This window comes from Methylobacter psychrophilus (assembly GCF_025583945.1).
Taxonomy (GTDB): domain Bacteria; phylum Pseudomonadota; class Gammaproteobacteria; order Methylococcales; family Methylomonadaceae; genus Methylobacter_C; species Methylobacter_C psychrophilus.
Genome location: NZ_JAOEGU010000022.1, coordinates 14,188 through 39,823, shown reverse-complemented (window position 1 = coordinate 39,823; position 25,636 = coordinate 14,188). Strand labels below are relative to the sequence as shown.

At 43.4% G+C, this 25,636-nt stretch carries 18 protein-coding genes; 10 read left to right on the top strand and 8 right to left on the bottom strand.

The genetic code is table 11. The features are described from left to right. Positions 1-87: 87 nt before the first annotated feature. From N7974_RS11750 to N7974_RS11740, 3 genes are all read left to right on the top strand, one after another. Complete coding sequence (locus N7974_RS11750; protein ID WP_262965803.1) at positions 88-669, top strand: peptidylprolyl isomerase; 582 nt, start codon at positions 88-90, stop codon at positions 667-669. Between the two features lie 76 nt (positions 670-745). Next, positions 746-1,471 carry a UDP-2,3-diacylglucosamine diphosphatase gene (locus tag N7974_RS11745; RefSeq protein ID WP_262965802.1) on the top strand — a complete coding sequence of 242 codons (726 nt, stop codon included), beginning with the start codon at positions 746-748 and terminating at the stop codon, positions 1,469-1,471. Between the two features lie 392 nt (positions 1,472-1,863). Continuing rightward, entirely contained in the window at positions 1,864-3,789 is a 1,926-nt protein-coding gene (locus N7974_RS11740) for a PQQ-dependent dehydrogenase, methanol/ethanol family (RefSeq protein ID WP_262965801.1), read from the top strand. 248 nt (positions 3,790-4,037) lie between these two features. Here N7974_RS11740 and gcvP read toward each other — a convergent pair whose 3' ends face one another. Both gcvP and gcvT read right to left on the bottom strand, forming a co-directional pair. Then, on the bottom strand, positions 4,038-6,932 hold the full coding sequence (gene gcvP / locus N7974_RS11735) for an aminomethyl-transferring glycine dehydrogenase (protein WP_262965800.1): 2,895 nt from the start codon (positions 6,930-6,932) through the stop codon (positions 4,038-4,040). Between the two features lie 5 nt (positions 6,933-6,937). Next, positions 6,938-8,020, bottom strand: coding sequence for a glycine cleavage system aminomethyltransferase GcvT (gene gcvT, locus N7974_RS11730; protein ID WP_262965799.1), 1,083 nt, complete (start codon positions 8,018-8,020; stop codon positions 6,938-6,940). Between the two features lie 360 nt (positions 8,021-8,380). Between gcvT and N7974_RS11725 the strand changes: the two genes are divergently transcribed. After that, positions 8,381-9,175 carry a nucleotidyltransferase domain-containing protein gene (locus N7974_RS11725; RefSeq protein ID WP_262965798.1) on the top strand — a complete coding sequence of 265 codons (795 nt, stop codon included), beginning with the start codon at positions 8,381-8,383 and terminating at the stop codon, positions 9,173-9,175. Positions 9,176-9,640: 465 nt separating this feature from the next. Here N7974_RS11725 and alr read toward each other — a convergent pair whose 3' ends face one another. Further along, on the bottom strand, positions 9,641-10,768 hold the full coding sequence (alr, locus tag N7974_RS11720; protein WP_262965797.1) for an alanine racemase: 1,128 nt from the start codon (positions 10,766-10,768) through the stop codon (positions 9,641-9,643). Next, positions 10,765-12,162, bottom strand: a complete 1,398-nt coding sequence (gene dnaB, locus N7974_RS11715) for a replicative DNA helicase (protein WP_243219267.1) — start codon at positions 12,160-12,162, stop codon at positions 10,765-10,767. The genes alr and dnaB overlap by 4 nt, the downstream gene beginning before the upstream one ends. A gap of 598 nt (positions 12,163-12,760) precedes the next feature. On the opposite strand from dnaB, the gene N7974_RS11710 reads away from it, so the two are divergent. Then, positions 12,761-14,026: a dicarboxylate/amino acid:cation symporter gene (locus N7974_RS11710; RefSeq protein WP_262965796.1), complete on the top strand. Its 1,266-nt coding sequence runs from the start codon at positions 12,761-12,763 to the stop codon at positions 14,024-14,026. Positions 14,027-14,315: 289 nt separating this feature from the next. Continuing rightward, entirely contained in the window at positions 14,316-15,602 is a 1,287-nt protein-coding gene (locus N7974_RS11705; protein WP_262965795.1) for a dicarboxylate/amino acid:cation symporter, read from the top strand. Between the two features lie 380 nt (positions 15,603-15,982). Here N7974_RS11705 and selD read toward each other — a convergent pair whose 3' ends face one another. Both selD and mnmH read right to left on the bottom strand, forming a co-directional pair. Then, positions 15,983-18,250, bottom strand: coding sequence for a selenide, water dikinase SelD (gene selD, locus N7974_RS11700; RefSeq protein ID WP_262965794.1), 2,268 nt, complete (start codon positions 18,248-18,250; stop codon positions 15,983-15,985). Next, complete coding sequence (gene mnmH, locus N7974_RS11695) at positions 18,243-19,328, bottom strand: tRNA 2-selenouridine(34) synthase MnmH (RefSeq protein WP_262965793.1); 1,086 nt, start codon at positions 19,326-19,328, stop codon at positions 18,243-18,245. Before mnmH ends, selD begins: the two co-directional genes overlap by 8 nt. 14 nt (positions 19,329-19,342) lie before the next feature. On the opposite strand from mnmH, the gene N7974_RS11690 reads away from it, so the two are divergent. Both N7974_RS11690 and N7974_RS11685 read left to right on the top strand, forming a co-directional pair. Next, a complete protein-coding gene (locus N7974_RS11690; RefSeq protein WP_262965792.1) occupies positions 19,343-19,624 on the top strand; it encodes a hypothetical protein in 282 nt (93 codons plus the stop codon). 144 nt (positions 19,625-19,768) lie between these two features. Next, positions 19,769-20,692 carry a hypothetical protein gene (locus tag N7974_RS11685; protein ID WP_262965791.1) on the top strand — a complete coding sequence of 308 codons (924 nt, stop codon included), beginning with the start codon at positions 19,769-19,771 and terminating at the stop codon, positions 20,690-20,692. Between the two features lie 576 nt (positions 20,693-21,268). Here the strand turns inward: N7974_RS11685 and N7974_RS11680 are convergent. After that, entirely contained in the window at positions 21,269-21,562 is a 294-nt protein-coding gene (locus N7974_RS11680; RefSeq protein ID WP_262965790.1) for a hypothetical protein, read from the bottom strand. A 913-nt stretch (positions 21,563-22,475) separates the two neighbouring features. Beyond that, complete coding sequence (locus N7974_RS11675; RefSeq protein WP_262965789.1) at positions 22,476-22,835, bottom strand: hypothetical protein; 360 nt, start codon at positions 22,833-22,835, stop codon at positions 22,476-22,478. A gap of 630 nt (positions 22,836-23,465) precedes the next feature. On the opposite strand from N7974_RS11675, the gene N7974_RS11670 reads away from it, so the two are divergent. Next, positions 23,466-24,608, top strand: a complete 1,143-nt coding sequence (locus tag N7974_RS11670) for a type III PLP-dependent enzyme domain-containing protein (RefSeq protein ID WP_262965788.1) — start codon at positions 23,466-23,468, stop codon at positions 24,606-24,608. A gap of 28 nt (positions 24,609-24,636) precedes the next feature. Next, positions 24,637-25,629: a zinc-dependent alcohol dehydrogenase family protein gene (locus tag N7974_RS11665; RefSeq protein WP_262965787.1), complete on the top strand. Its 993-nt coding sequence runs from the start codon at positions 24,637-24,639 to the stop codon at positions 25,627-25,629. Positions 25,630-25,636 lie beyond the last annotated feature (7 nt).

Genomic DNA, 25,636 nt, shown 5'->3' with positions numbered 1-25,636 from the left:
AACGATACAATTTACCAAGCGCCTACTTCTCTTTCAAGATAAAAACACATAAAATCTATCATTTGCATCACTCGTAAGGAAAAACCAATGCGTAAAGTCGTTCTTATCATGATGCTGTTTTTATTCTCAACACTTTCTTTTTCAAAGGAAAACAATATGTCTGATACACAAACAAAAGTTAAATTAACCACTACACTAGGGGAAATTATTATTCAGTTAAATACTGAAAAAGCTCCCGTTTCGTCGGCAAATTTTTTAACTTATGTTAACGAAGGCTTTTACAACGGCACTATCTTTCACCGCATCATTCCGGATTTTATGGCGCAAGGTGGTGGCTTTGATGTCAAATTTGATCAAAAAGCCGTTCATGGCTCGATCAAAAATGAAGCCAACAATGGCCTGAAAAATACCCGTGGTACGTTGGCAATGGCTCGTACCAATGATCCCCATTCCGCTACTGCCCAATTTTTTATTAATTACAAAGATAATTCATTTTTAAATCACACCAGCGAAACATCCAGTGGCTGGGGCTATGCCGTATTTGGCGAAGTGATTGAAGGCATGGATGTTGTCGATGCAATGGCTAAACAAGCGACCAGTAATCGTGGTGGCCATGAAAACGTACCTAAAACAGACATCGTTATTGAAAAGGCTGAAGTTGTAGAATAAAGCCTTAAAGTACAAGGCGAAAATATTCCACTTTCGCCTTGTACCTCCATCCATCTATTCCTCTTCGAGCACCCCATTGAACCAAGAAATCCTGTTTATTTCAGACTTACACCTTACACTGGAAAAACCTGAAATCACCCGACGATTTCTTGCTTTCCTGCAAAATAGAGCTCCTAAAGCGGCGGCTGTCTATATATTAGGCGATCTTTTTGATACCTGGATAGGTGATGATGATCCTACGCCGCCAAACCATAAAATCCGCAAACAACTCAAACAATTAACTACTTCCGGTACGCCGGTTTTTTTACAGCCAGGTAACAGGGACTTCCTGTTAGGCAAACAATTCTGCCTGGATACCGGTGTTACCCTACTCGATGATTATGTGGTTATTGATTTACAAGGTACGCCAACACTACTGACCCATGGCGACTTATTATGCAGCGACGACCTTCCTTATCAAGCCTTTCGTATTAAATCGCATACGCCCGAATGGCAACAGTCAGTCTTATCCAAACCGCTCCTGCTAAGACTGTTGGTTGCTCGCTGGTACCGAATCCGTAGCTATTTTCATAAACGCAAAAAATCTCAAAGCATTATGGACGTCAATCAGGATACCGTGATTAAAGTGATGCATGAACACCAAACCTTACGCTTGATTCATGGCCATACACACCGCCCTGACGTTCATAACTTTGAAATAAACGGTCACTCTGCACAACGCTTTGTACTGCCGGCATGGAATAAAGATGCTGGCGGATTATTATGTTGGAACAGCAACGGCTATCAACTGGAAAGCATTTAAAAAAAACCGGCTCACCCGGTTAAAACACGAGATCAGTTAAGTCATTTATATCCCGCTAAGCTCCTCTTACCGGCTCTTAAAAGATAACCAAAAATCGACCTTGAAATAGTTGACTTTGAATTATTATGCATTAAGTTAATAGCTGAAAAAATAGTATCTCAGGTGCGTAGTTAAAGAGCAGACAAGCCTGATTGCTAGCGCATTTTGCCCTAACTCTTCAACACCGAGTCTATTAAAAGTTGACTTTTTAGGCAAAATCATTAAATCTAGTCGCTTGGCGTGAAAAATTCCTGCCTTTTAGGAACGAAGAATCAGCCAAAAAACTAATATTAGTCTTAAAAAATCATAATCAGTATTTTGTCTAATTAACAGGGTACCAGGAGAACTATAATATGAAGAAGCCTTTAAAAAATTGGCTACTTGCTTCAAGTGTAGCGGCATTATTAGCTGCACCAGCAATTTTAACTGCTAACAGTAATGTTGAAACCCTTACCAAAGATCCAGCTAACTGGGCCACTTGGGGTGGAGATTACGCCGGTACTCGTTACAGTACAATTGATGATATCAATGTTGACAACGTAAAGAACTTGCAACCTGCATGGTCTTTTTCAACAGGTGTTTTACGTGGCCACGAAGGTGGACCATTGGTTATTGATGATATTATCTACATCCAAACGCCTTTTCCAAATACGGTTTACGCACTTAACCAAAAAACCCAGTCTGTTATTTGGGAATATACACCAACACAAGATGCTGATGTAACGGTTCCGGTTATGTGTTGCGATACTGTAAATCGTGGTTTGGCTTATGGCGATGGCAAGATTTTCTTACAACAAGCTAATACTGTTTTGACCGCATTAGACGCCAAAACCGGTAAACGGGTTTGGAGTGTACAAAACGGTGACCCCAAACTCGGTATGACCAACACTAACGCACCGTTAGTTGTTAAAGATACTGTGTTAACCGGTATTTCCGGTGGTGAGTTTGGTGTTCGTGGCTTCTTGGCCGCTTATGACATCAAGACCGGTAAATTAAAATGGAAAGGTTACAGTGTTGGTCCTGATAAGGACATGCTGGTAAACCCTACCAAAACAACTACCTGGGAAAATGGCAAAGTCACTCCAGTGGGCGCAGAATCAAGCTTAAAATCTTGGGAAGGCGACCAATGGAAAATCGGCGGCGGTACAACTTGGGGCTGGACCAGTTACGACTCTAAATTAAACTTGATCTATTACGGATCAGGCAATCCATCAACGTGGAACCCTACACAACGTCCGGGTGACAACAAGTGGTCCATGTCTTTATGGGCACGTGATGCTGACACTGGCGAAGTTAAGTGGGTCTATCAAATGACGCCACATGATGAGTGGGACTTTGACGGTATCAATGAAACTGTCCTGGTTGACCAAGAAGTTAAAGGTAAAATGCACAAAACCATCGTGCATTTTGACCGTAACGGTTTTGGCTATACCCTGGATCGTGAAACAGGCGAACTGTTGGTTGCCGAGAAATTTGATAAATCAGTTAACTGGGCATCACACGTCGACATGAAAACCGGTCGTCCAGCTGTTGTAGCAAAATACAGTACTGAACAAAACGGCGAAGACGTTAAATCAGAAGGCGTTTGCCCTGCTGCGTTAGGTAGTAAAAACCAACAACCGGTTTCTTACTCACCACAAACCGGCTTGTTCTACATTTCAGCCAACCATTTGTGCATGAACTACGAACCTTTCGAAGTTACTTACACAGCAGGTCAGCCTTATGTAGGCGCAACGTTGGACATGATGCCTGCTGGTGCGGATGTATTGACCGGAAAACCGGACAATACCACTAACTTGGGTCAATTCACTGCATTTGATGCCAAAACAGGTAAAATTGCCTGGTCAAACAAAGAACCTTTCTCGGTTTGGTCCGGTTCATTGGCTACTTCAGGCGGCGTCGTATTTTACGGCACACTGGAAGGTTATTTGAAAGCAGTTGATGCTAAAACAGGTAAAGAATTATATAAATTCAAAACACCTTCCGGCATCATCGGCAACGTTAATACCTGGAAATTTGAAGGCAAACAATATGTCGGCGTTCTTTCCGGTATTGGTGGCTGGGCAGGTATCGGTATCGCTACTGACTTTGGTAGAATGTTGGAAGAAGCACAAGCCAAGGCTGCTGCAGAAACCGATCCAGAGAAAAAAGCGGCATTGGAAAAAATAGCTGTTAAAATATCACAAGAAGGCTTGGGTGCTAACGGCGCTTACGCAAGCTTGGCGTCTTTCACAAAACAAGGTGGTACGTTCACTGTGTTTGCATTGCCTAACAAATAATTTATCTGATTTTTTAGATTGATTATTAAAGCCCTGGTTAATTATTAACCAGGGCTTTTTTTTGCCTGTTATTTACTTTAATACTGTCAATTTTTGGTCTGTAGGCCGAAATAAGTCTTTTTCGAGCATCAGCGAGAACAAGCGTTTCCGGCACACCGCACGATATTGCCGGAAATGCCACCACGCCCTTCGACAGGCTCAGGACAGGCTTGGGTGGTCTTGTTCCAGCCTACGCCGGGCCCTATTAATCATTCATAATCCGATAACGGCGGACAACTACACACCACATGCCGGTCGCCATAGACATTATCTATACGGCCAACGGGCGGCCAGTATTTATCATCATGCTGATGATTATCAGGGAAAAAAGCCTGTTGTTTCGAGTAAGGCAGCGTCCATTCTTCCAACAATAACCGGTGGGTATGCGGCGCGTTATGCAGCACATTATTTTCAGTATCGGCACTACCCTCTTCAATGGCCTTAATTTCCTGACGTATTGAAATTAACGCCGCACAAAAACGATCAACCTCGGCTTTACCCTCGCTTTCTGTAGGCTCAATCATCAACGTATCAGCAACCGGAAACGACACGGTGGGCGCATGAAAACCATAATCAATCAAGCGCTTGGCAATATCTTCAACCGTTATGCCACAGGATTTTTTAAAAGCATGGCAATCAATAATACACTCATGAGCAACCCAACCATTTTTGCCGGTATATAAAATTGGATAAAAAGCTGCCAGACGTTTGGCAATATAATTGGCATTTAAAATCGCCGTCAAAGTAGCACGCTTTAAACCGGCGGCCCCCATCATGGCGATATAAGCCCACGAAATGGTATAAATACTGGCCGATCCCCACGGTGCAGCAGACACGGTACCGATAGTACCATGCCCGCCTTTGGCAGGATTAACGCCCTCAACCACCGGATGATCAGGCAAGAAAGCCGCCAGATGTGCACCTACACCAATCGGGCCAACACCCGGGCCACCACCGCCATGCGGAATACAAAATGTTTTATGCAAATTAAGATGGGCAACATCCGCGCCAATTTTGCCCGGACGACTTAAACCCACCAAAGCATTAAAGTTGGCACCATCCAGATAAACCTGTCCACCATGCTGATGAACAAGATCACAAATTTCCCTAAAGGCTTCTTCAAAAACACCATGCGTAGACGGATAAGTAATCATTAAAGCTGCCAACGTATTTTTATATTCCGCCAGTTTTGCGTGTAAATCATCAAGACTGATATTGCCGTTTTCATCGCAGGCAACCACCACCACATCAAGACCTGCCAATGTGGCACTGGCAGGATTGGTGCCATGTGCAGAAGCCGGTATCAGGCAGATAGTGCGCTGTGCCTGACCTGAAACCTCATGATATTTACGGATTACCAGCAAGCCGGTGTATTCGCCTTGGGAACCGGCGTTGGGTTGCAGCGAAAAAGCGTCAAAACCGGTCAAATCGCATAACATTTCTTCCAGTTCGGCAAACATTTGCTGATAGCCATGAGTCTGGTATAACGGTGCGAACGGATGCAAGCCGTTAAACTCATGGTAAGAAATTGTTTGCATTTCAGTGGCCGCATTCAGCTTCATCGTACAAGAACCTAACGGTATCATGGAACGATCCAGCGCTATATCGCGCCGGGCCAGTCGGCGCATATAACGCATCATTTCCGTTTCCGAATGATAGCGCTCAAATACCGGATGTTGCAGAATTTTGTCGCTGCGTAATAACCGTGCCGGGATGCAATCAATGATACCGGCATCAAGACTGTTAATATCAGGAAGGCCTGCGGTAGCCGAGGCAAAAACCTGCCAAACGTCTCTTAAATTTTTTCGTGTCGTAGTTTCATCTAACGAAATACCTAAGTGGTCTGCGTCAATAATACGAAAATTAATGATGGCTTCGGCGGCATTGGCGGCAAAACGTTTGGCCCGATTAGGCACATAAATCACCAGCGTATCAAAATAACAATCACTGACAACCGTATGACCCAACTGCGTTAATCCTGCGGCCAAAATTTGCGTGTAGCGATGCACACGACCGGCAATCAACCGCAAACCTTCGGCACCGTGATAAACCGCATAAAATCCGGCGATAACAGCAAGTAAAACCTGCGAGGTACAAATGTTACTCGTCGCTTTATCCCGGCGAATATGCTGCTCGCGCGTTTGCAATGCCAGCCGCAACGCAACCTCGCCGTGGCTGTCTTTGGATACGCCGATAATGCGACCCGGAATCGCGCGTTTATAAGCCTCTCTGGTGGCAAAAAAAGCGGCATGCGGGCCGCCATAACCCATAGGCACACCAAAGCGCTGAGAACTGCCGACCACAATATCAACACCAAAGGCCGCAGGTGGCTTTAGCAAGACCAGACTTAATAAATCCGCCGCCACCGTAATCAGCGCACCTTTGTCATGAGCCATGACCGTCATATGGCCAAGGTCTTTTATTTCACCGGTAGTACCCGGATATTGCACGATCAAGGCAAAAAAATCCTGCTGTTCCAGCTCATGACAAGGATCAACAACAATAACCTCATAACCTAATGAACGGGCGCGTGTTTTGATAACAGCCAGCGTTTGCGGGTGACAATGCTGATCGATAACCACATTATTGGACAAACTTTTCGACAAGCGCCGTGACATAGTCATTGCTTCTGCCGCTGCCGTTGCTTCATCAAGTAACGAAGCATTGGCCAGCTCCATGCCGGTTAAATCAATAATCACCTGCTGAAAATTTAACAACGCCTCCAGCCTGCCCTGACTAACCTCAGCCTGATAAGGCGTATAAGCGGTATACCAGCCAGGATTTTCCAACACATTACGCTTAATCACCGCCGGCATCACCGTGTCGTAATAACCCATACCAATCATTGAGGTAAACACTTTATTACGGCCGCGCATATCACGCAAAAGTTTGATAACCGCACGCTCACTGATCGTTTCGGTAAGTTTTAACGGCTCATGATTAAGAATATTGGCAGGAATGGCTTGCTCGATAATATCATCCAGCTCGGTTAAACCCAGCTCAGTGAGCATTTCCTGAGTTTGCTGTGGATTGGGGCCAATATGACGGTAAATAAAATTACCGCGCATTTCTAACTTATCCAGACTAACACGAGAGATTGGCATAGTGTTTACCTAAGGTAGCGATGGGGAATAAAAGGCAATTTTGTTACCGTAACCGGAATCTTTCGCTCCCGTACCAAGGCGTATAACGTATTGCCCAGACTGGCGGCGTTACGCTCAAGCAATGCCATGGCAACGGGTTTACCCAAACTGGGAGAAAAACTGCCACTGGTCACAATACCAAGCGCCTGATCGTCGTTATTAACAACAACACTGCCCTCTCTTACCGGTATTTTGCTTTCGACCAGCAAGCCGGTACGGATTTTTTCAGGGCCGTGCTGCAACTGTTGTAAAATTTTATCCGCGCCGGGAAAGTGCTTGTGGCCTTTTTTAAATAGCCATTGCAACCCGGCTTCAACGGGCGTGATGGCTTCATTAAGTTCATGTCCATAAAGACATAAACCCGCTTCCAGCCGCAAGGTATCGCGGGCGCCCAAACCAACTGCCTCAACGTCTTCTTCTGCAAGTAACCAACCAGCCAGTTGCTCGGCATCTTGATTGGCGACTGAAATTTCAAAACCATCCTCACCGGTATAACCGCTACGGCTAATGCTACAAGCCAGCCCGTTAATGGTGGTTGCACAAGATTGCATAAATAATAATCCCGCAGCTTCCTTTGAAAATTTGGCCATTACGCTGGCAGCAGCCGGGCCTTGAAGCGCTAATAAAGCCTGATCAGGCAAGTCTTTAAACGTACATCGACCGAATAAGCGATTTTTTAACCAGCTAAAATCCTTATCTTTACAGGCAGCATTAACAATAATCATCAACCCGGCCTCAACACGGGTAATGATAATGTCATCGATAATGCCGCCCTCATTATTGGTTAAGACGGTATATTTTTGGGCTCCCATGTTAAGCCCGGTAATATCACTGGGCGTTAACTGCTCAAGCTCACTGGCTGCGTTATCGCCTAAAATCAGGCATTGCCCCATGTGGGAAATATCAAAAAAACCCGCGTGGCTGCGGCAATGCAAATGTTCATGAATAATACCCTGGCCATAGTGCACAGGCATTTGATAACCGGCAAAAGGCACCATTTTGGCACCCAGCTTAAGATGAAGATCACAAAGCGGCGTCTGTTTTAACATGGCAGTTATTTATCTCGGCAGATAAGTAAGGATCTTTAGTGTAACGCTGAAAAAATGTTAAGCCAAGCTGGTTAAAAACATTATTCACCACGAAGACACGAAGTACACGAAGAAAAACAATTACTTTTATCGATGCCGGTCGGGATTTGTAACCCACGTCACGCTTGGAATTTAGCCGTAGGATGTGCTGAGGAATGAAGCGCATCGTTTGTCATTGGTAGTGATTCACCTCCTTCTTTAAACAAGGGGGATTGAGGGAGATTTATCTAATAAAATCTCCCCTGTCCCCTCTTTTTCAAAGAGGGGACTGAATAATGTAAAATACAAAATCATGACTCTATAACTTACTACCCTCACTCTATGATTCCTGCTGACATTCACACTGAAATTATGCATCGTCTGGCTAAAACCGAGCGCGAACAAGATGTACGGATTTTACTGGCAGTTGAATCAGGCAGCAGGGCGTGGGGCTTTGCATCTGTCAATAGCGATTTTGATGTGCGTTTTATTTATGTCAGGCCAACGGCTTGGTATCTTGCAGTGGATCTTGAAGAACGGCGTGATGTGATTGAATACGCCATCACCGATGATATTGATCTTAATGGCTGGGATGTGCGAAAAACGCTACGCCTGTTATGGAAATCAAACCCCACTGTTGTGGAATGGCTGCAATCGCCATTTATCTATAGCGAGGCTGGTGGCTTTGCACAAAACGCCAGAGCGTTATTGCCTTTAGTGTATTCGTGCGCAAGCGGGATTTATCACTACCGCAACATGGCAAAAACCAACTACCGTGGTTATTTGCGTGCTGACTTGGTACCACTCAAAAAATATTTTTATGTGCTGCGCCCGTTATTATCGGTACGCTGGCTGGAGCGTTATGGCACTGCTGCACCGATTGAGTTTTCCAGGTTACTGCACCTGCTTGAAGGAGAGCCTGAGTTACTGGCTGATATAGCAATCTTGCTACAAAAGAAAAGCGCATCGGTAGAGTTGGGGCTATCAAAACCCTTTGCCAGTATCAATGCGTTTATCGTCGCTGAATTGGAGCGTCTGGAAGCTATAGTACCCATACCTGGTCAAAAGCCGGAGCCACTTGGTCAGCTTAATGCCTTGTTCCATGCCACGTTAGGCGAAGCGTTTTCTAACACTTGAGCCAACTTAAAGCGCGATGATTTTACAGATACCATCCTTGCAAGCGATTAAAGGTTAGTCACTGTCAGGCCTTAAGGTGATATCCAAGAATTAATAGTCCCAAGTGGTGCAGAATTTTTATTTATTTACAACGACTGCAAGGACAGATATTTGCTCCTGCAAACTCTGCATTCACCACATCCCTGTGGATTATGCAGAAGGTACATAGCCATGGATGGTGGAAGGTAGAATCGCGTCTGGAACAACGATCGAGAGCACCAACAGTAGGCTCCTTAAGAGACGCAGGAGCAGTTGCCGAGACGGAAAAATAGGCTCATAGCTATACCTATAGTCTTTCAGAAATTAAACTACCATAACATGACAATTTAGTTCACACGGATAACATCCCTTAAAGGGATGGTATCCGATAGCATCGAAATTATTTATCTGAAAGTCTATACGTTGAATACTTTTATTCGCTAAATTTCACGATACGATCTTATCAACAAGATGAACACGCTGGGTAACGCCGCACACCAGGGTGTAGGGTATGGTATCGGCACACCGGGCAATTTCTTCAACGGCCAGGCCATCGCCCCATAACGTTACCGGGTCCCCGGGTTTTGCCTGAGGTTGTGTTTCCAGATCAACGGTAATCATATCCATGGAGACTTTGCCAATCAACGGAACACGTTGCCCGTTAACCAGCACGGGTGTTCCGGCTTTGGCATAACGTGGATAACCATCGGCATAACCAATGGCGACAACGCCCAACGTGGTCTGCTTTTCACATAACCATGATCCCGAATAGCCCACTTTATCGCCTTTTTCCAGGGTTTTTACTGAAATTAGCCGTGAATGTAAGCTCATAATCGGCTTTAAGCCCAGTTGCTCGCCGGTACTATCCGAAAACGGTGAAATACCATATAACATGACGCCGGGGCGCACCCAATCGGATAAGGCTTCTTTCCAGGCTAAAATACCTGCCGAGTTGGCAATGCTGCATTCGTTAACCAGATGAAATTTATCTCCGTTCCCAAGCTGGAGCTTGGGAGTGAGTGTTGCCAGTGTATCTTTAAACAGACTGATTTGTTGAAGTGTTGAAGCATCCTGAATATCATCTGCATTGGCTAAATGCGTCATCAAACGAATGGGTTTTTTGATGATGGCACAGGCATTTAAACGTTGATAAACGGCGTTAAATTCTTGAGGTTTAAAACCCAGGCGATTCATGCCGGTATCCAGTTTTAACCAAACTTCACAAGCGTCTTGCTCTGCCCTGCTTTCCAAAATTTCCAACTGAAAAAAAGAATGCACGACGGCATCCAGTTGATAATGAAGTAATTTATCCAATTCTTCGGCGCAGGTAAAACCTGATAAAATCGCAATCCGGTTTTTAATCCCGGCATTACGCAAACGAATACCTTCATCAACCCGAGCCACAGCAAAACCATCGACATTTTGCAAGGCTTGGGCAATACGGACCAAACCATGACCATAACCGTTTGCCTTGATAACGGCCATAATTTTTGCATCCGGTGCGTAATGGCGAACCCGGTCCAAATTATGCTGTAAAGCTTCCAGATTTAATTCAGCATAGGCTGCCGGTATCATTCATAATCTCCCGCGTTATAAGCCGCTCCAGTGAAACTCTCAAATTTTGTATATTGCCCCAGAAAGGTCAACCTGACGGTTCCCAGTGGACCATTACGTTGCTTGCCGATAATAAGTTCAGCAATACCTTTATCGGGACTATCCTCGTTATACACTTCGTCGCGATAAACAAACATAATTAAATCGGCATCCTGCTCAATAGCACCCGAGTCACGCAAATCGGACATTACCGGGCGTTTGTTGGGGCGTTGTTCAAGGTTTCGGTTAAGCTGCGATAAGGCGATGACCGGCACGTTTAATTCTTTGGCAAGCGCTTTTAAACCTCTGGAAATATCAGAAATTTGTTGTACCCGATTGTCGCCACTGGAGGGTGATTGCATCAATTGTAAATAATCCACCACAATCAAGCCCAACTGACCATGTTCACGCGCCAGGCGCCTGGCTCTGGCACGTACTTCAGTCGGTGATAACGCAGGTGAATCATCAATAAACAGTTGTGTACCTGCCAGTAAATTAATGGCTGAGGTCAAGCGTGGCCAATCATCATCTTCGAGTTTGCCGGTTCTGACTTTATGCTGATCTATGCGACCCAATGATGACATCATCCGCATGGCGAGAGAGTCGCCAGGCATTTCCATACTAAATACCGCCACCGGCTTATCGCTTTTTAGCGCGACATTTTCGGCTATGTTCATAGCGATGGTGGTTTTACCCATCGACGGTCTACCCGCAACAATAATCAAATCGGCAGGTTGCAAACCGGAAGTTAACTCATCAAGATCCGGAAATCCGGTGCTGGCACCGGTGATAGAGCCCTCTTGCTCAAACAGTGTTTCAATTTTATCAACCGCTTTAGCCAGCAATGATTTTATGGATATAAAGCCGCCAGCCTGTCCTCTTTGTCGCTGTTCTGCTATTTGAAACACCTGCCGCTCAGCATTTTCAAGCAATTCAGCGGTATCACGACCCTCGGTATTAAAAGCCGAATCAGAGATTTCAGTGCCGATATGAATCAGTTGACGAAGAACCGAACGATCTCTGACAATATTGGCATAAGCGACAATGTTGGCCGCACTGGGTGTATCTTTTGCCAGCATGATCAAATAAGACAGCCCGCCAACATTCTCCAATTCACCGACGGCTTTTAAGCCATCCGACAGGGTGATAACATCAAAAGGAATTTGCTTTTCGGCTAGCTCTTCAATCTTTTTGAAAATAAGCTGGTGACTACGGCGATAAAAATCTTTTTCAATGACTTTGTCGGCAATGGCATCCCAGGTTTGATTATCCAGCAATAAACCACCCAAAACTGATTGCTCGGCCTGTATGGAATTGGGTGGAACCTTCATGGCATCAAGTGAATAATCACGTTCCATGGAATAATTATCAGGCATGGCAGTTAACTAAAAAAAAGAGAAATAATACCACGAGGCGGCTTTTCAGTCATTGGCTTGCACTGCTAAAAGAGAAGTAATGACCACTAAAAAGCCAAGCATTTAGTCCACGAAAAACACGAAAGGCACGAAAAAAAGCAAAAAAACATACATTTTCAGATGAATAATTTTCAAGTCTTACTCCAACAGCCCTGATTTTAAAGAATCTTTAACAGAACAATATGGGGATTTAGCTTCTGAAAGTTTATAGATTAAAAAATTAACCGTTTGAATGTTTTATCTAACGCTCTATATATGGGCTTTTTAGAAATATTTTTCCAATGCCGGTCGGGGTTTGTAACCCCGACTGAAACAGCTAAAGACTTCAATAGCTTTCAAAACGTGAGTAGAGGAGTTACAAACCTCATTACACTCCAAAGACAAGTAATGTTGAGGTGTTAATAAATAAGTCTGCTTTTTTTTCGTGTTTTTCGTGTTTTTCGTGGACTCTGCTTTTCTTTTTGTAGACTTTGCAGCCAGAGGTTGCAAACAGCGTTATGCTTGGGTACCCTGAATCCTGCATACAGGCAATTTCATCATTATTTAGGGAGCTTCATTAATGACTACCCCGCATCAGAAACCACAACCCAATCGCCAGACGCTTTATGTCGCTATTGCCTTGGTACTCGGCATTGCGGTGGGCGAAGTGCTCAATCTGACCTTGGGTAACTCGGGGAGTACTGGGCCAAGCCCTGCATTAAGCCCGGTTATTGAGGTATTTTCCAGCTTAACCGATATTTTCCTCAGGCTGATCAAAATGATTATTGCCCCTCTGGTATTTTCCACGCTGGTGGTGGGCATGGCTAAAATGGGCAATATTGAAACGGTCGGACGCATCGGCATCAAGGCACTGCTCTGGTTTTTTTCAGCATCCATTTTTAGCTTGCTGCTAGGGATGTTGCTGGTTAATGTCTTTGAACCGGGAAGTTCTTTGCATATCGCATTACCACCAATAGGCACCGATACCGGCTTAACACTGGTTAAGCCGACACTGGGCAATTTTGTTTCGCATATATTTCCTAAAAGTATCGTCGAAGCGATGGCGACCAATGAAATTTTGCAAATTGTGGTATTTTCCATGTTTTTTGGCATCGCCTGCGCTTCGATTGGCGAACTCGCCAGACCTGCCGTAAAGTTACTTGATTCAATCGCGCACATTATGCTGAAAGTTACCGGCTATGTTATGCACTTTGCACCGGTTGCCGTGTTTGCCGCGATGGCTTCCGTTATTGCCCAACAAGGTATCGGTATTTTGTTATCTTATGGCAAATTTATCGGCGAGTTTTATTTGGGTCTGTTGCTCTTATGCACTGCACTCGGCTGCGTTGGCTTTGTGTTTTTGGGTCGCCGGGTTTTGTCTTTGCTACGACATATCCGCGAACCCATGTTGCTGGCTTTTGGTACCGCCAGCAGCGAAAGCGCTTATCCCAAGTTGTTACAACAACTGGAACGTTTTGGTTGCGATGAAAAAGTCTGTGGATTGGTCTTGCCATTGGGTTATTCATTTAACCTGGATGGTAGCATGATGTATATGACTTTTGCGGTTTTATTTATTGCCCAGGCTTATGGTATTGATATGGCTTTAGGTGATCAGCTTATTATGTTGCTGGTCTTGCTGTTCACCAGCAAGGGCGTGGCAGGCGTACCCAGAGCATCATTAATTGTTATCGCCGCAACCTTATCCATGTTTGATATTCCTGAAGCCGGCTTATTACTATTGCTGGGTATTGATCAGATTTTGGATATGGGCCGTAGTGCGACCAATGTATTTGGCAATAGTATTGCAGCAGCGTTGGTTAGCAAGTGGGAAAAGGCGTTGAAATAGCTGGATAATTTGAAAGCTTTGCACCACGAACGACTGCATGGACGCAGAAGGTAGAGCACCAACAGTAGGCTCCTTAAGAGACGCAGGGAGCAGTTGCCGAGGCACGAAGAGCACGAAGAAAAAGCCAAGATAAAAGCACAATGCTGGTCGGGGTTTGTAACCCCGACCGCAACGTTTGGAGACTTTTAAAACGTGAGTGATGAGGTTGCAAATCTTGTCACGCTTAAGTTTGTGCCATAGATGCTTTCAGGTTTTAATCATACCAACCATATAGTCATTTTAGATCACCATGCAAACCACTAAACCCGCTAAAAAAATCTATCAACATCTTTATGTTCAGGTGCTGACCGCTATCACTTTCGGTATTTTTCTGGGCTATTTTTATCCTGAAACAGCCACAACAATGAAGCCGCTCGGTGACGGTTTTATCAAACTGATTAAAATGATTATCGCACCGATCATTTTCTGCACCGTAGTCACCGGTATTGCGGGTATGCAGGATATGGACAAAGTCGGACGTGTTGGCGTTAAAGCCCTGCTCTATTTTGAAGTAGTCAGTACGTTGGCATTGATTATTGGCTTGCTTGTCGTGCATGTGATTCAGCCGGGAGTGGGGATGAATGTCGATGCCAGCACGCTGGATACCAAAAGCCTGAGCGTTTATACCAATGCGACAACAACCCACAGCACCGTTGATTTTTTACTGAATATTATTCCAGCCAGCGTTGTTGATGCTTTTGCCAAAGGCGATATATTACAAGTATTGCTGTTTTCGGTGCTGTTCGGTTTTTCACTGGCAGCGATGAAAGAAACCGGCTCTGAAGTGGTAATTTTTATCAGTAAATTTTCGCAGGTATTATTCGGTATCGTCGAAACCATCATGAAGTTGGCACCCCTTGGTGCCTTTGGCGCGATGGCCTTTACCATTGGCAAATACGGTATTGCTTCCTTGGCACCACTGGCAAAATTAATGGGCAGTTTTTATTTAACCTGCTTGTTGTTTATTTTTATTGTCTTGGGATTAATCGCCCGATTTACCGGCTTTAGCATACTAAAATTTATCATTTATATAAAAGATGAGCTGTTAATCGTGCTGGGCACGTCGTCATCAGAATCAGTACTACCGCGCATGATGACCAAACTGGAAAACCTGGGGTGCTCCAAGTCAGTGGTCGGCTTGGTGATTCCAACCGGCTATTCTTTTAACCTGGATGGCACTTCAATTTATCTGGCAATGGCGGCCATCTTTGTTGCGCAAGCTACCAATACACCTCTGACCCTGATGCAGGAACTAACCATTCTCGGCGTGCTGCTATTGACGTCAAAAGGCGCTGCCGGGGTAACGGGGAGCGGTTTTATTACGCTGGCGGCAACGCTTTCAACCATTCCGACTATTCCTGTCGCGGGCTTGGCATTGATACTGGGTATCGACAGATTTATGTCTGAGGCTCGCGCACTGACTAATATCATCGGCAATGGCGTTGCCACAGTCGTTGCGGCTAAATGGGAGAATGAACTGGATGAGCAAAAACTGCATGCCATGCTGAATCCCGTCAAGATTAAAGACGAGACTTAAGCCAAGGCTTTATATCAACCTATGGCATAGAAGAGACTCTATTTTTTATTATATATTTTTAGCATCCATTCATAAAACCATAACGGTCTGAATAACACCACCCAAACCAATACTATCGGAGTGATGGGAACAGGGCCGACCTCAATAATCGAGATCACCACAAGAGCGAGAAAGCTGAGAATACGCATAAGTTTATTTCTTGTGTGGCGACTTGATTATGGTCTCTATTAAAAATCATTATAAGCCAGTTCGACATCAGGTTGGTTTTATCGTTTTATTTTACGAAAAACAATCACGGCGACGGATAGTAAAAAACCGTAATTTTTGCATACCTAAATATTTTATTAACGGCTTGTTTACGGATAAAATCCAAAGTTGAATCAAAAAATTATTATTTGATTCTTATCGATAACTTCACCAATAACACAAGCCTTAACGCCCTTTTTATAAAGAGCTTTTAGACAGTCTTTGGTCTGGACAGAAGACACTGAAAACAAAAGGCCTCCGCTTGTTTGCGGGTCAAAAAGTGCAGGAAAGTTTTGATTGTTCACCTCAGCGCCAAGAACAGAACTTAACGTCTCATAATTATTACCGGCAATAGAGGCAAAATAACCTTTTTCAAATAATTCGCTAACGCCATCGAATAAGGGGATTGTTTTATAGTCGATTTTAATGCCTAAAGCGTTATCACTATTTTTGCCCAACATTTCAAACGCGTGGCCTAACAGGCCAAAACCGGTAATATCCGTGCAACCAGAAATATCAAAAGCTCTGATAATTTCCATGGCTATTTTATTGGATTGAAGCATACTTGAAAGCGCCTCATCCACCAGTTTGCCATTGGCTTGGGCCAGCATATTAGCGGCAAAGATGACTCCCGTACCAATGGGTTTGGTGAGAATTAATTGGTTTCCGGGTTGTGTCAGTTGTTTTCTTAAAACTTGCTTCGGCGCTACTTCACCCTGAACGGCAATGGCAATTGAAAGCTCGGAGCCTTCACCGGTGTGGCCGCCAACAAGGGAAGCAGCACTTTTAGTCAAGATATCCAGCACACCTGACATTACCTGAAAAATATCTTCCCTATGAATCTTCCCGTTAGCCGCGCATAGCGTTAAGCCAACTTGCGCAGTCTTGGCAACGCCGCCCATGGCATAGACATCGCTTAAAGCATGCTGGGTTGCAATTTGACCCAGCAAATAAGGATCTGAAATAAAAGACCGAAATTGATCAATGGTTTGCAAGCATAAAGTATGCTCGGAAACCTGAGTCAACGCACAGTCTTCTGCCTCCTTCACACCCAGCAACACAAAGTCATCTTGTGGAATCGTCAACTTATTCAGACTTTGTATCAGCGTGGATGCTGCTAATTTACTGCCACAGCCACCGCACGTGTTATCTTGCCAATCTTCCGGAACAAGAGTGCTTTTGGGTACCGGCATGACTTTATTAAAATGCAGGGGTTTTATGCTAAAAGTCTTGGCCTGAAAACGAGACATAAAACGTCTGTCGATCCAGTCCTTAACGGTCCATAAAAGTGAAGGTGATAGCCATCTTAGGATGCAAATACTATCTTGGTGAACGAGGGCTTTCCGATCGCCAATGGTAATTAAAGACAGCACATTTTTTTTAGGATGGAAGGTTTTTAACGTGGACTTCCGGGTGAAAAAGGCGCGTATATTATGCTCAAGAATCATGCCCTGCCGCACTGCATAAACGCCCGCCTTTTTCAAAGGCAAAGGCGAGAAGTGAATACAATCTCCCGCAGCAAAAAGTGCCTTTTCATTTTCAACAAGTAATTTTTCGGTAACCTTTACAAAACCCTCCTGATTGACCGGAAGCTTTGAATTTTTAAACCACAAAGGTGCAGAAGCCTGTGTAGCGATGAGCGCCCTGTAAAAAATTTCATTACGAATAAGCCCTTTATCATCTTTAAGCACCAAAGCGTTTTCTTGCACTTCAAGTACATCAGTATTTTTGTAGACTTTTATAGCCAATTTTTTAAGGGTTTTTAGTAGCTGTTTTCGGGCTTGATGATCTTTTTCTGAAACCAAATAGTCATGTCGGTGAATAAGGCTTACATTGGCATTCCACTTATTTTGATTGATTAACAATTTCAGGATAATCGAGATTTCAACACCGGCAGCACCAGCACCAACAACTGCCAGTGGTAAGAAATCACTGCCTTTATAATCCTTCAAATCTGAAATTAACTGATCCCAATGCGCAATAAATTGTGAAATCGGTTTAAGCGGGATAATTTTTAAAACCGATTCCTGTGAGAATTTTTCTATGCTCTTGGGCTCAATACCGACGTTAATAGATGCACAGTCGTAACCGATTTCCGCCCTATTCTCCAACTGAATTTTTTTTCTTTGCGGATCTATGCCGATAATTTTTGCCTTGATAAAGCGCAGACCCAATTCTTCACAGAGTCTTCTTAAATCAAAATGGCAGTCTTCATAAGCATAAAAGCCGGCCAAATAGCCCGGTATCATCCCGGAGTAAGGCGAATGGGTTTGATCGGATATTAAGGTGATTCGAAGGCCGCCAATGGGATTCATGGCCATCATTTTTAAGACCTGGATATTGGCATGCCCGCCGCCGAGTAAAACCAAATCTGAAACAATCGGCGCTGAGTTTTTATTCATTTTGCAAACTCTTTAAAAAATCCAAACAATCCTGCCAGGAACCTTTATATAAGGTCTTTCGTGATTTTAAAGACAGTGAATGCTGATAAAGTTTGTCGTAGTAATGTGAGAGCAAACGTTCAATCCAGTCAAGATGAATGGCAATATTATCTTCATCCATTGCCTCAGCTTTGAACGCTAACCTCAGAATACTTTTAATTTTATCGCACTCAAGGCCACCCAGCTTATTTCTAATTCTTTCTATATTTTGGGCAAAGCTCTGTTCCAATTCACACAACGGCCTCCCGTTTTTAAGAGGCATTTGAATATATTCTTTATAAATTTCAAATGCCCGCAGTCGAACCGGTGTTTCAATCATCACCATGGGCGCAGGAATCATCCGGGCATAAAAGCTGTCAGGCAAGTGACATCGACCAATATTAGGACTTTCATCCTCAAGAACGTAAGTCTCAGCAACTTGATAAAGAGCTTGCGCCAACTTATTTTCAAACGTAGCTTGTTGCGGTTGGCTTTCTCCAAAATGCGCTCCAAAAGCACTGCCTCTATGCTTGGCAAGGCCCTCAAGATCAACAAAATTGCGGAGTTTATGAATCAAGCGGGTTTTTCCGGATCCCGTCATTCCAGAGAGAATAATAAAGGGAGCAGGATTTTCCAACGCCTTAAGGGCCTCATGTCGTAAACCTTTATAACCGGAATCAACACGAAAAACTTCAAAGCCATTTTGGTACACCCAATCCTGGGCCAATTGGGATCGTAGTCCACCCCGCCAACAAAAGATTAAAGCAGGATGTTGAGGATGATTTCTAATCGACTCACACCATTGGTGAATCAGTTGTTCTTTGTAATCGCCGCTGACGAGTTTATGCCCAAGCGCCTTTGCCGCTTCAGAGCCTTCAATTTTGTAGGTAAGTCCTACCTCATGGCGATGTAAATTTGAAAGTATGGGAATATTTACCGTATTTCCAAAGTGAGCTTTTTCATATTCCCCCTGCGACCTGACATCAATAAAAGACATCTTGCCATTCATGCTAATAAGTCTAAAAGCCTCAGAAGCCGGCACAACAGGATAATTATTCATAATTGGTATGATTCATGGATAGGAATTATGGGGGCAATATTACGCTTTATACAGCAGAAATTCTCAACAATCTTACTTATATTGCACCAAATACAGTAATCGGATATAAGATAAAACAGCCCTTAAAAAGGTTGGCGGCAAATAGCCTCATTTACAGTATTAACCGTCCGGTTTTGCCGATTTTAGCTATTCAAGCAACAGACCAAAGCCGATCTACTGCTATTGATCAAGGGGTAAAATATCCGACAAGAAAGCGGGCAGTATTGATTCAACAAGGTTGGTTAATCGGTCAATAGTGCATCAACAAAAAACCATACATTTGTCGATACGAGAAGATATAGATTTAGGATTACGGATAATTACGGCTTAAAGTGTACCAATTAAGAATATTTACGGAAACTATCGTTTTATTTATCAGGCTTGAAACAGAGGAGACCACAATGAAAGTAACACTTGACCTGGATAAGCTTCTGGAGGAAAGGAAAATCAATCAGACTGAATATGAAAAATTCAGTCTGCTTTCTGCTCACAGCACGGCTACCCTCGCCTTCAACATTCTCGTTGGCTTCGGTGTCATCGCCGTCGGCGGCGCTACCCTTGCCCTTCTGCCAACCTCTGCGACGGCTATCTCCCTTGGATTAATGATCGGTGCCGCTGGAATTGTAATGATATATACGCACCATGAGCAATGGATAGTTCTTGCCAACATATGTGTCGTGGTAGGAGCGCTTTTGTTTGGGGGCGGCGTTATCAGCGCTGAAGAGGGAGCTGCCGGCACCTACTTGTTGATTGCCACAGTATTTGCGAGTGCGGGTATTTTCGCACGGAGTTCGCTGCTGACTGTTCTGGCGGTACTTGCCCTTTCCTCGTGCCTCGGCGCGAGGACGGGTTATTTACACGCCACGTACTTTCTTGGGATTCAAGAACCTACGTTAACTGTAATCTTGTTCACTATTTTCTCGATCGCGACTTATCAATTATCGAAGATAATTGCTGCAAACTATAAAGACATTGCCATCGCCGCGACAAGAACAGGAGTATTTCTTATCAACTTTGGCTTTTGGATTGGTTCTTTATGGGGTGATCGTAGCCAAGGCGGCGAAATTGTCATCGCTGATTGGATTTTTGCGAGTTTTTGGGCAATTGCGTTGATAAGTGCCGGTATTTGGGCTTGGCAATGCAATCGACGATGGTTAGTTAACGTAGTAGCCGTCTTTGGCGGCATACATTTCTACACACAGTGGTTTGAACGGCTGGGCGCATCACCAGAAACCCTGTTGATTGCCGGTCTAATTGCGCTTGGCTTTGCGCTAGGGTTACGAGCCCTGAATGCCAAATTGATCAAAGATAACCTACATAGATAGACCGTGAGTGCCCATGTTAAACGTCAATTTACATCGCTGCCTGGCTGATAAAGCTGGTTTAGAGAAATTAATCCGGCAAAATCAGCTTGCCGGATAGTTGACAGCCGGTCAGGGTAGCACTCAACCCTGACCGGCCTAATCAAAAAAGAGCCACTAACAGGACATGTCTTAATTACGTTTACAGAAGAGGATTTTGATAAATGGGGGGTTAATCCGACTCCACCCATGCGATTAACGCTATGAGAAATCAGGACAGCTCAAATATCTGTCCTGATCAAACGCCAATAAAGTAAGCGATTATCAGATTACTTGAGTTTTTATTTCGTGAATTGCCACTGCTTTTTGATGTTATCGTGGGCTACCAACTTAAGACGGAACAGATAACTTTCCGGGAACGCCGAGCCCCAGCTCGGCACGGGATAATCAAACCGATTACTGGCTATTGGTGACTACGCCGAGCTGGGGCTCAGCGCTCCCGGAATCAATAGGCCAATTTTATTTATCTGTCCCGTTTTAAATTAGTAGCCTGTTATCGTGCCATTAACCTTACGGTTTTTATTTAGCGACACCTTTATTTTACTGCGCCTTTTGTCTTTGAAGTTCGGAAGGCTCCTGATGTTCATTAAATGTAGGTATTTGTTCATTGGTTTGAGCAGGTTGCTGCTCCACAGATATTCTTGCCGGTGCAGTTATAGCAGGCCTGTTACGCTCCGCCTTTTGTCTTTGTAGCTCGGAAGGCTCTTGGTGTTCATTAAAGGTAGGTATTGGCTCATTATATTCAGGAGCAGATGACAATTCTGCCAACAAAGGTGCAGAAACAACACCCAGACAAGTAGCCAAGGCCAAACCAAGATAAGTATTTTTATTCATAACCATTCTCTCTTGTGATAATCATTAAAAAACCATTCTTTTATACTGATTTACTATTGCACTATTTCGTGGCCAAAGATAAGCAAGCCATATTAACCAAGAACCATAGTTTCGTCAAAAGCTTAAAAGCACTCTAATCGAAAAACTGATGGTAGTCAGTACGTTATCGCTCATAAGAGTTTGTTGATGCCTGTGTAGCGTCGCCGCTATGCTACTCTGGTTGTCCACCTTGCATTTGACCGTCTGCCGGGACATTACCAAACTTTATTCTGCCTTGATCATCACCATAAAGCGATCTGTCAAAATTCGCCGAAATATTGCGTAGAGAGGTCTTTTAAAGATGAGTTCTCTCTGGCCATAGCCGTTGATAACGCGTCAGCATCAAAAATATTATGGAACAAGCAAAGTCGGTTGATCAATAGTTATTATTGCTGGATGAAGAGGATTGCTTGCGTGACCAAACATTAAAAATTTGTCCGTTAAACGGTGCAGAATAACAGCAGAAGATGAGAGTGACAGGACTTGGAACGTTAAGGCAAATAGTCAGAGCAGGAACACGAATAACGTTTATGCCAAAAATTGCCATTAATTAACCTGCTGATGATATTTGCTATATCTCTTTTGTGGAGCTGGTTCTTGGCATATTATTGGTAGGATTTGGCGGAAAACCAGCGCGAGAAATGAATTGATTGAACGACTAATAAAGCTGATGTCAACTTAAGTCACTATCTTATAACGAGGAAACCAAAAAACGTTAGAAGTTATATGAATGGCGTATCTTGGTTATAAGTGTTGTAGCAACCCAATCCTGCCATTACGCGTGAGCACTATAGAAAATAGATGCACACCCGAAACAGTCTGGACTAGATTACAAACAAGGTTGAATATTAACAACCCTTAAATCTACTGATTATTATAGTGATTTATACAGCTCTAACGCCTTTGCCAATTCAACAGCTGATTTTTCACTATTACCCTGTTTAACTTGTATTTGACCCAGGATGATAGTTGCATTGGCTTTCTTTAAAACATCTTCATTGCCAGTAATGCTTTCAGCAGATTCACGTGCAGATTTTATGTGCAACAGAGATGCAGAAAGATCGCCTTTTTTTGCTTGAGCTAAAGCTGCTTCAACATGACCAATAGTTTGGGTAACACTTGTCGCTGAATCAGCAACAGGAGCAGCTGCTTCTTCTGCAAAAGCAGTCGTGCTAATTGCACCTAAAGAAATTGCCATAAACAAAGTTAATGCTGTTTTTTTAATAAAATTCATAATATTTAAAAATCCTCTTATGTAATTGATCGGTAGTATTCGTCAATAAATACGTGAAAAGAAAATCCTTTCCAGTTCTTATCATATAGGATTAACAAGTCTGTTATATGACTATTTTTAAATTTATAGCAAACTACCGCCTGAAAAATTGATAATTATGGCTAATTATCAGACGCCAAAAATAACCATAAGCAGCTGATTTAAAAACAATAAAATAAATTTTATCGGATCCGACGCTATTATTTAACAATAGTTCTTATTAGTATCATATTAATGACGAATATCCGCAGTGGCTATTCGTCTATTGGACTTTAATCACACCAGAAGCTGTGTAAATCAAATACCATCATCCTCAAAACACGCCAGATAACTGTTGATATCTTTAATCTTAAATAAATAATTCAGAGAAATAACCGTTGATTAAATCGCGGTAAAAATACCGATCTACTCAGCGACAAAAAAATTTCACAGCTTCACAGATTAAATTGAAGGAATTTGTCCTCTTGAATAATTTTAACCCGCATACTTTAATAGTATGCGGTAGTTACAATAAATATTGCTTTTTACCAAAGCAGTCAATCTGTGTATTATCTGGGTAACTTATTTTTAGGACTACACGTTTTCTAATTAATGGATTTTAAACTCATAAAAGACAGTATTTCTTCCTCACCTGCATTTATTTTGGATGCAGATGAGATTATCAGCACCTTAAAAGTTTTAAATACCCTACGCCACCGATCTCGATGCAAGGTGCTATATTCAATCAAGTCATTACCTTTAGCCCCGGTTCTGGAACTGGTAAAGCCTTTTATTGACGGCTTTTCGGCCAGTTCTTTATTTGAAGCACGACTGGCAAATGAAATTTTGGCAGGACAAGGTGATATTCATTTAACAACGCCAGGTATAAAACCGGATGAATGGGACGAAATTGGGCGTTTGGTGACCCATCTCAGTTTTAACTCGACAACACAGTATCAGCGTTTTTCAGGCACGGCGAAAACATCGGTATCAATTGGTTTACGGGTTAATCCCAAGTTGTCTTTTCTTAAAGATGACCGGTTTGATCCCTGTCGACCTTATTCAAAACTGGGAATCGATATTGATGAGTTATGGCAATCCTCTTGTCTTGATCAAGTTAAGGGACTGCATGTGCATAATGTTTTTTCGGCTACCGACTTTACACCACTCATTAAAACAGTAGAGAAACTGCGTAGTTATTTTGGCAAAAGCCTGGCTCAACTTGAATGGCTGAATCTGGGTGGCGGTTATTTATTTAATCAGATACCGGATCATCGTCCCTTTATTGATCTGGCAAGCCAGCTAAAAAAAGATTTTAATCTTGATGTTTATATTGAGCCGGGCAAAGCAGTCGTCGGTAGTGCCGGATATCTGGTAAGCACGGTTATTGACAGCTTTGTCAGTGATGGTAAAACTATTGCCATATTGGATACGTCGGTCAATCATAATCCCGAAGTATTTGAATATCAGCGCCAACCTGAGCTACATGAACACGACGCCAAGGGCAATTATTCTACAATTTTAGCGGGATGTACCTGCCTGGCAGGTGACGTGTTTGGAGAATATCAATTCAATAAGCCTCTAACTGTTGGTGATAAAGTTACTTTTAAAAACATTGGCGCTTACAGCCTGATCAAAGCCAATCGCTTTAACGGCTACAATTTCCCGGATATTTATAGCTATCAAGAGCTATGTCTAAAAAAGCTAAAACACTATTCTTACCAGGATTATCGTCAGCAATGGCTGGCTGATTGATTCTATTTAACACCTCAGGAATTTACCCATGAAAGCAATACTAATGACTGCCGTTGGCAAAATCGATGTTTTAAAATATCAGGACATTCCTGAGCCGGAAATTTTAGAAACAACGCAAATTAAAATTAAACTGCAAGCGGCAGGTGTTAATCCTGTTGATACTAAAGTCCGTCATAATGGCCTGTTTTTTGATCAGCCTTTACCGGCAGTTTTAGGTTGTGATGGTGCAGGGATCGTTGTTGAAACAGGTACCGCAGTGAGTCAATTTAAAGTCGGCGATAAGGTCTGGTTTTGCAATGGTGGACTGGGCCGCGAACAGGGGAATTATGCGCAATACACTGTACTCGATGAGCGCTGGGTTAGCCTGAGCCCCAAAACTTTTTCATTTATTGAAGCCGCAGCAGCGCCCTTGGTATTAATTACCGCATGGGGGGCTTTGTTTGACAGGGGCGGTTTGCAGGCAGGTCAAACTGTGTTGATCCACGCCGGAACAGGAGGCGTCGGACATGTCGCCATACAACTGGCAAAGCTAAAAGGTGCCAAAGTCATTACGACGGTGAGTTCCGCACAAAAAGCCGACTTTGTTAAAAATCTGGGTGCTGATGAGGCTATTATTTATACACAGCAGGATTTTGTCGCTACGGTAAATGAGCTTACCGACGGCAAAGGTGCTGACCTGGTTTTTGATACGGTCGGTAGCGCTGTATTTGAAAAGAGTATCGCGGCGACCGCCCATTTTGGCCGTTTAATAACGTTACTGGATCCCGGTGAATTAAACTTGAACGAAGCCAGAATGCGGAATTTATTAATCGGCTTTGAGCTGATGCTGACACCCATGCTCAGAGACCTGCCTGAAGCAAGAGACAAGCATATCAATATATTAAATAACTGTGCACAATGGGCTGATCAAGGCCTGTTAAAACTCCATGTCAGTAAGCAACTGCCCCTCAAAGAGGCGGCTATTGCTCACCAGTTAATTGAAACCGGACATACGACCGGAAAAATTGTTTTATCTATTTAAATATACA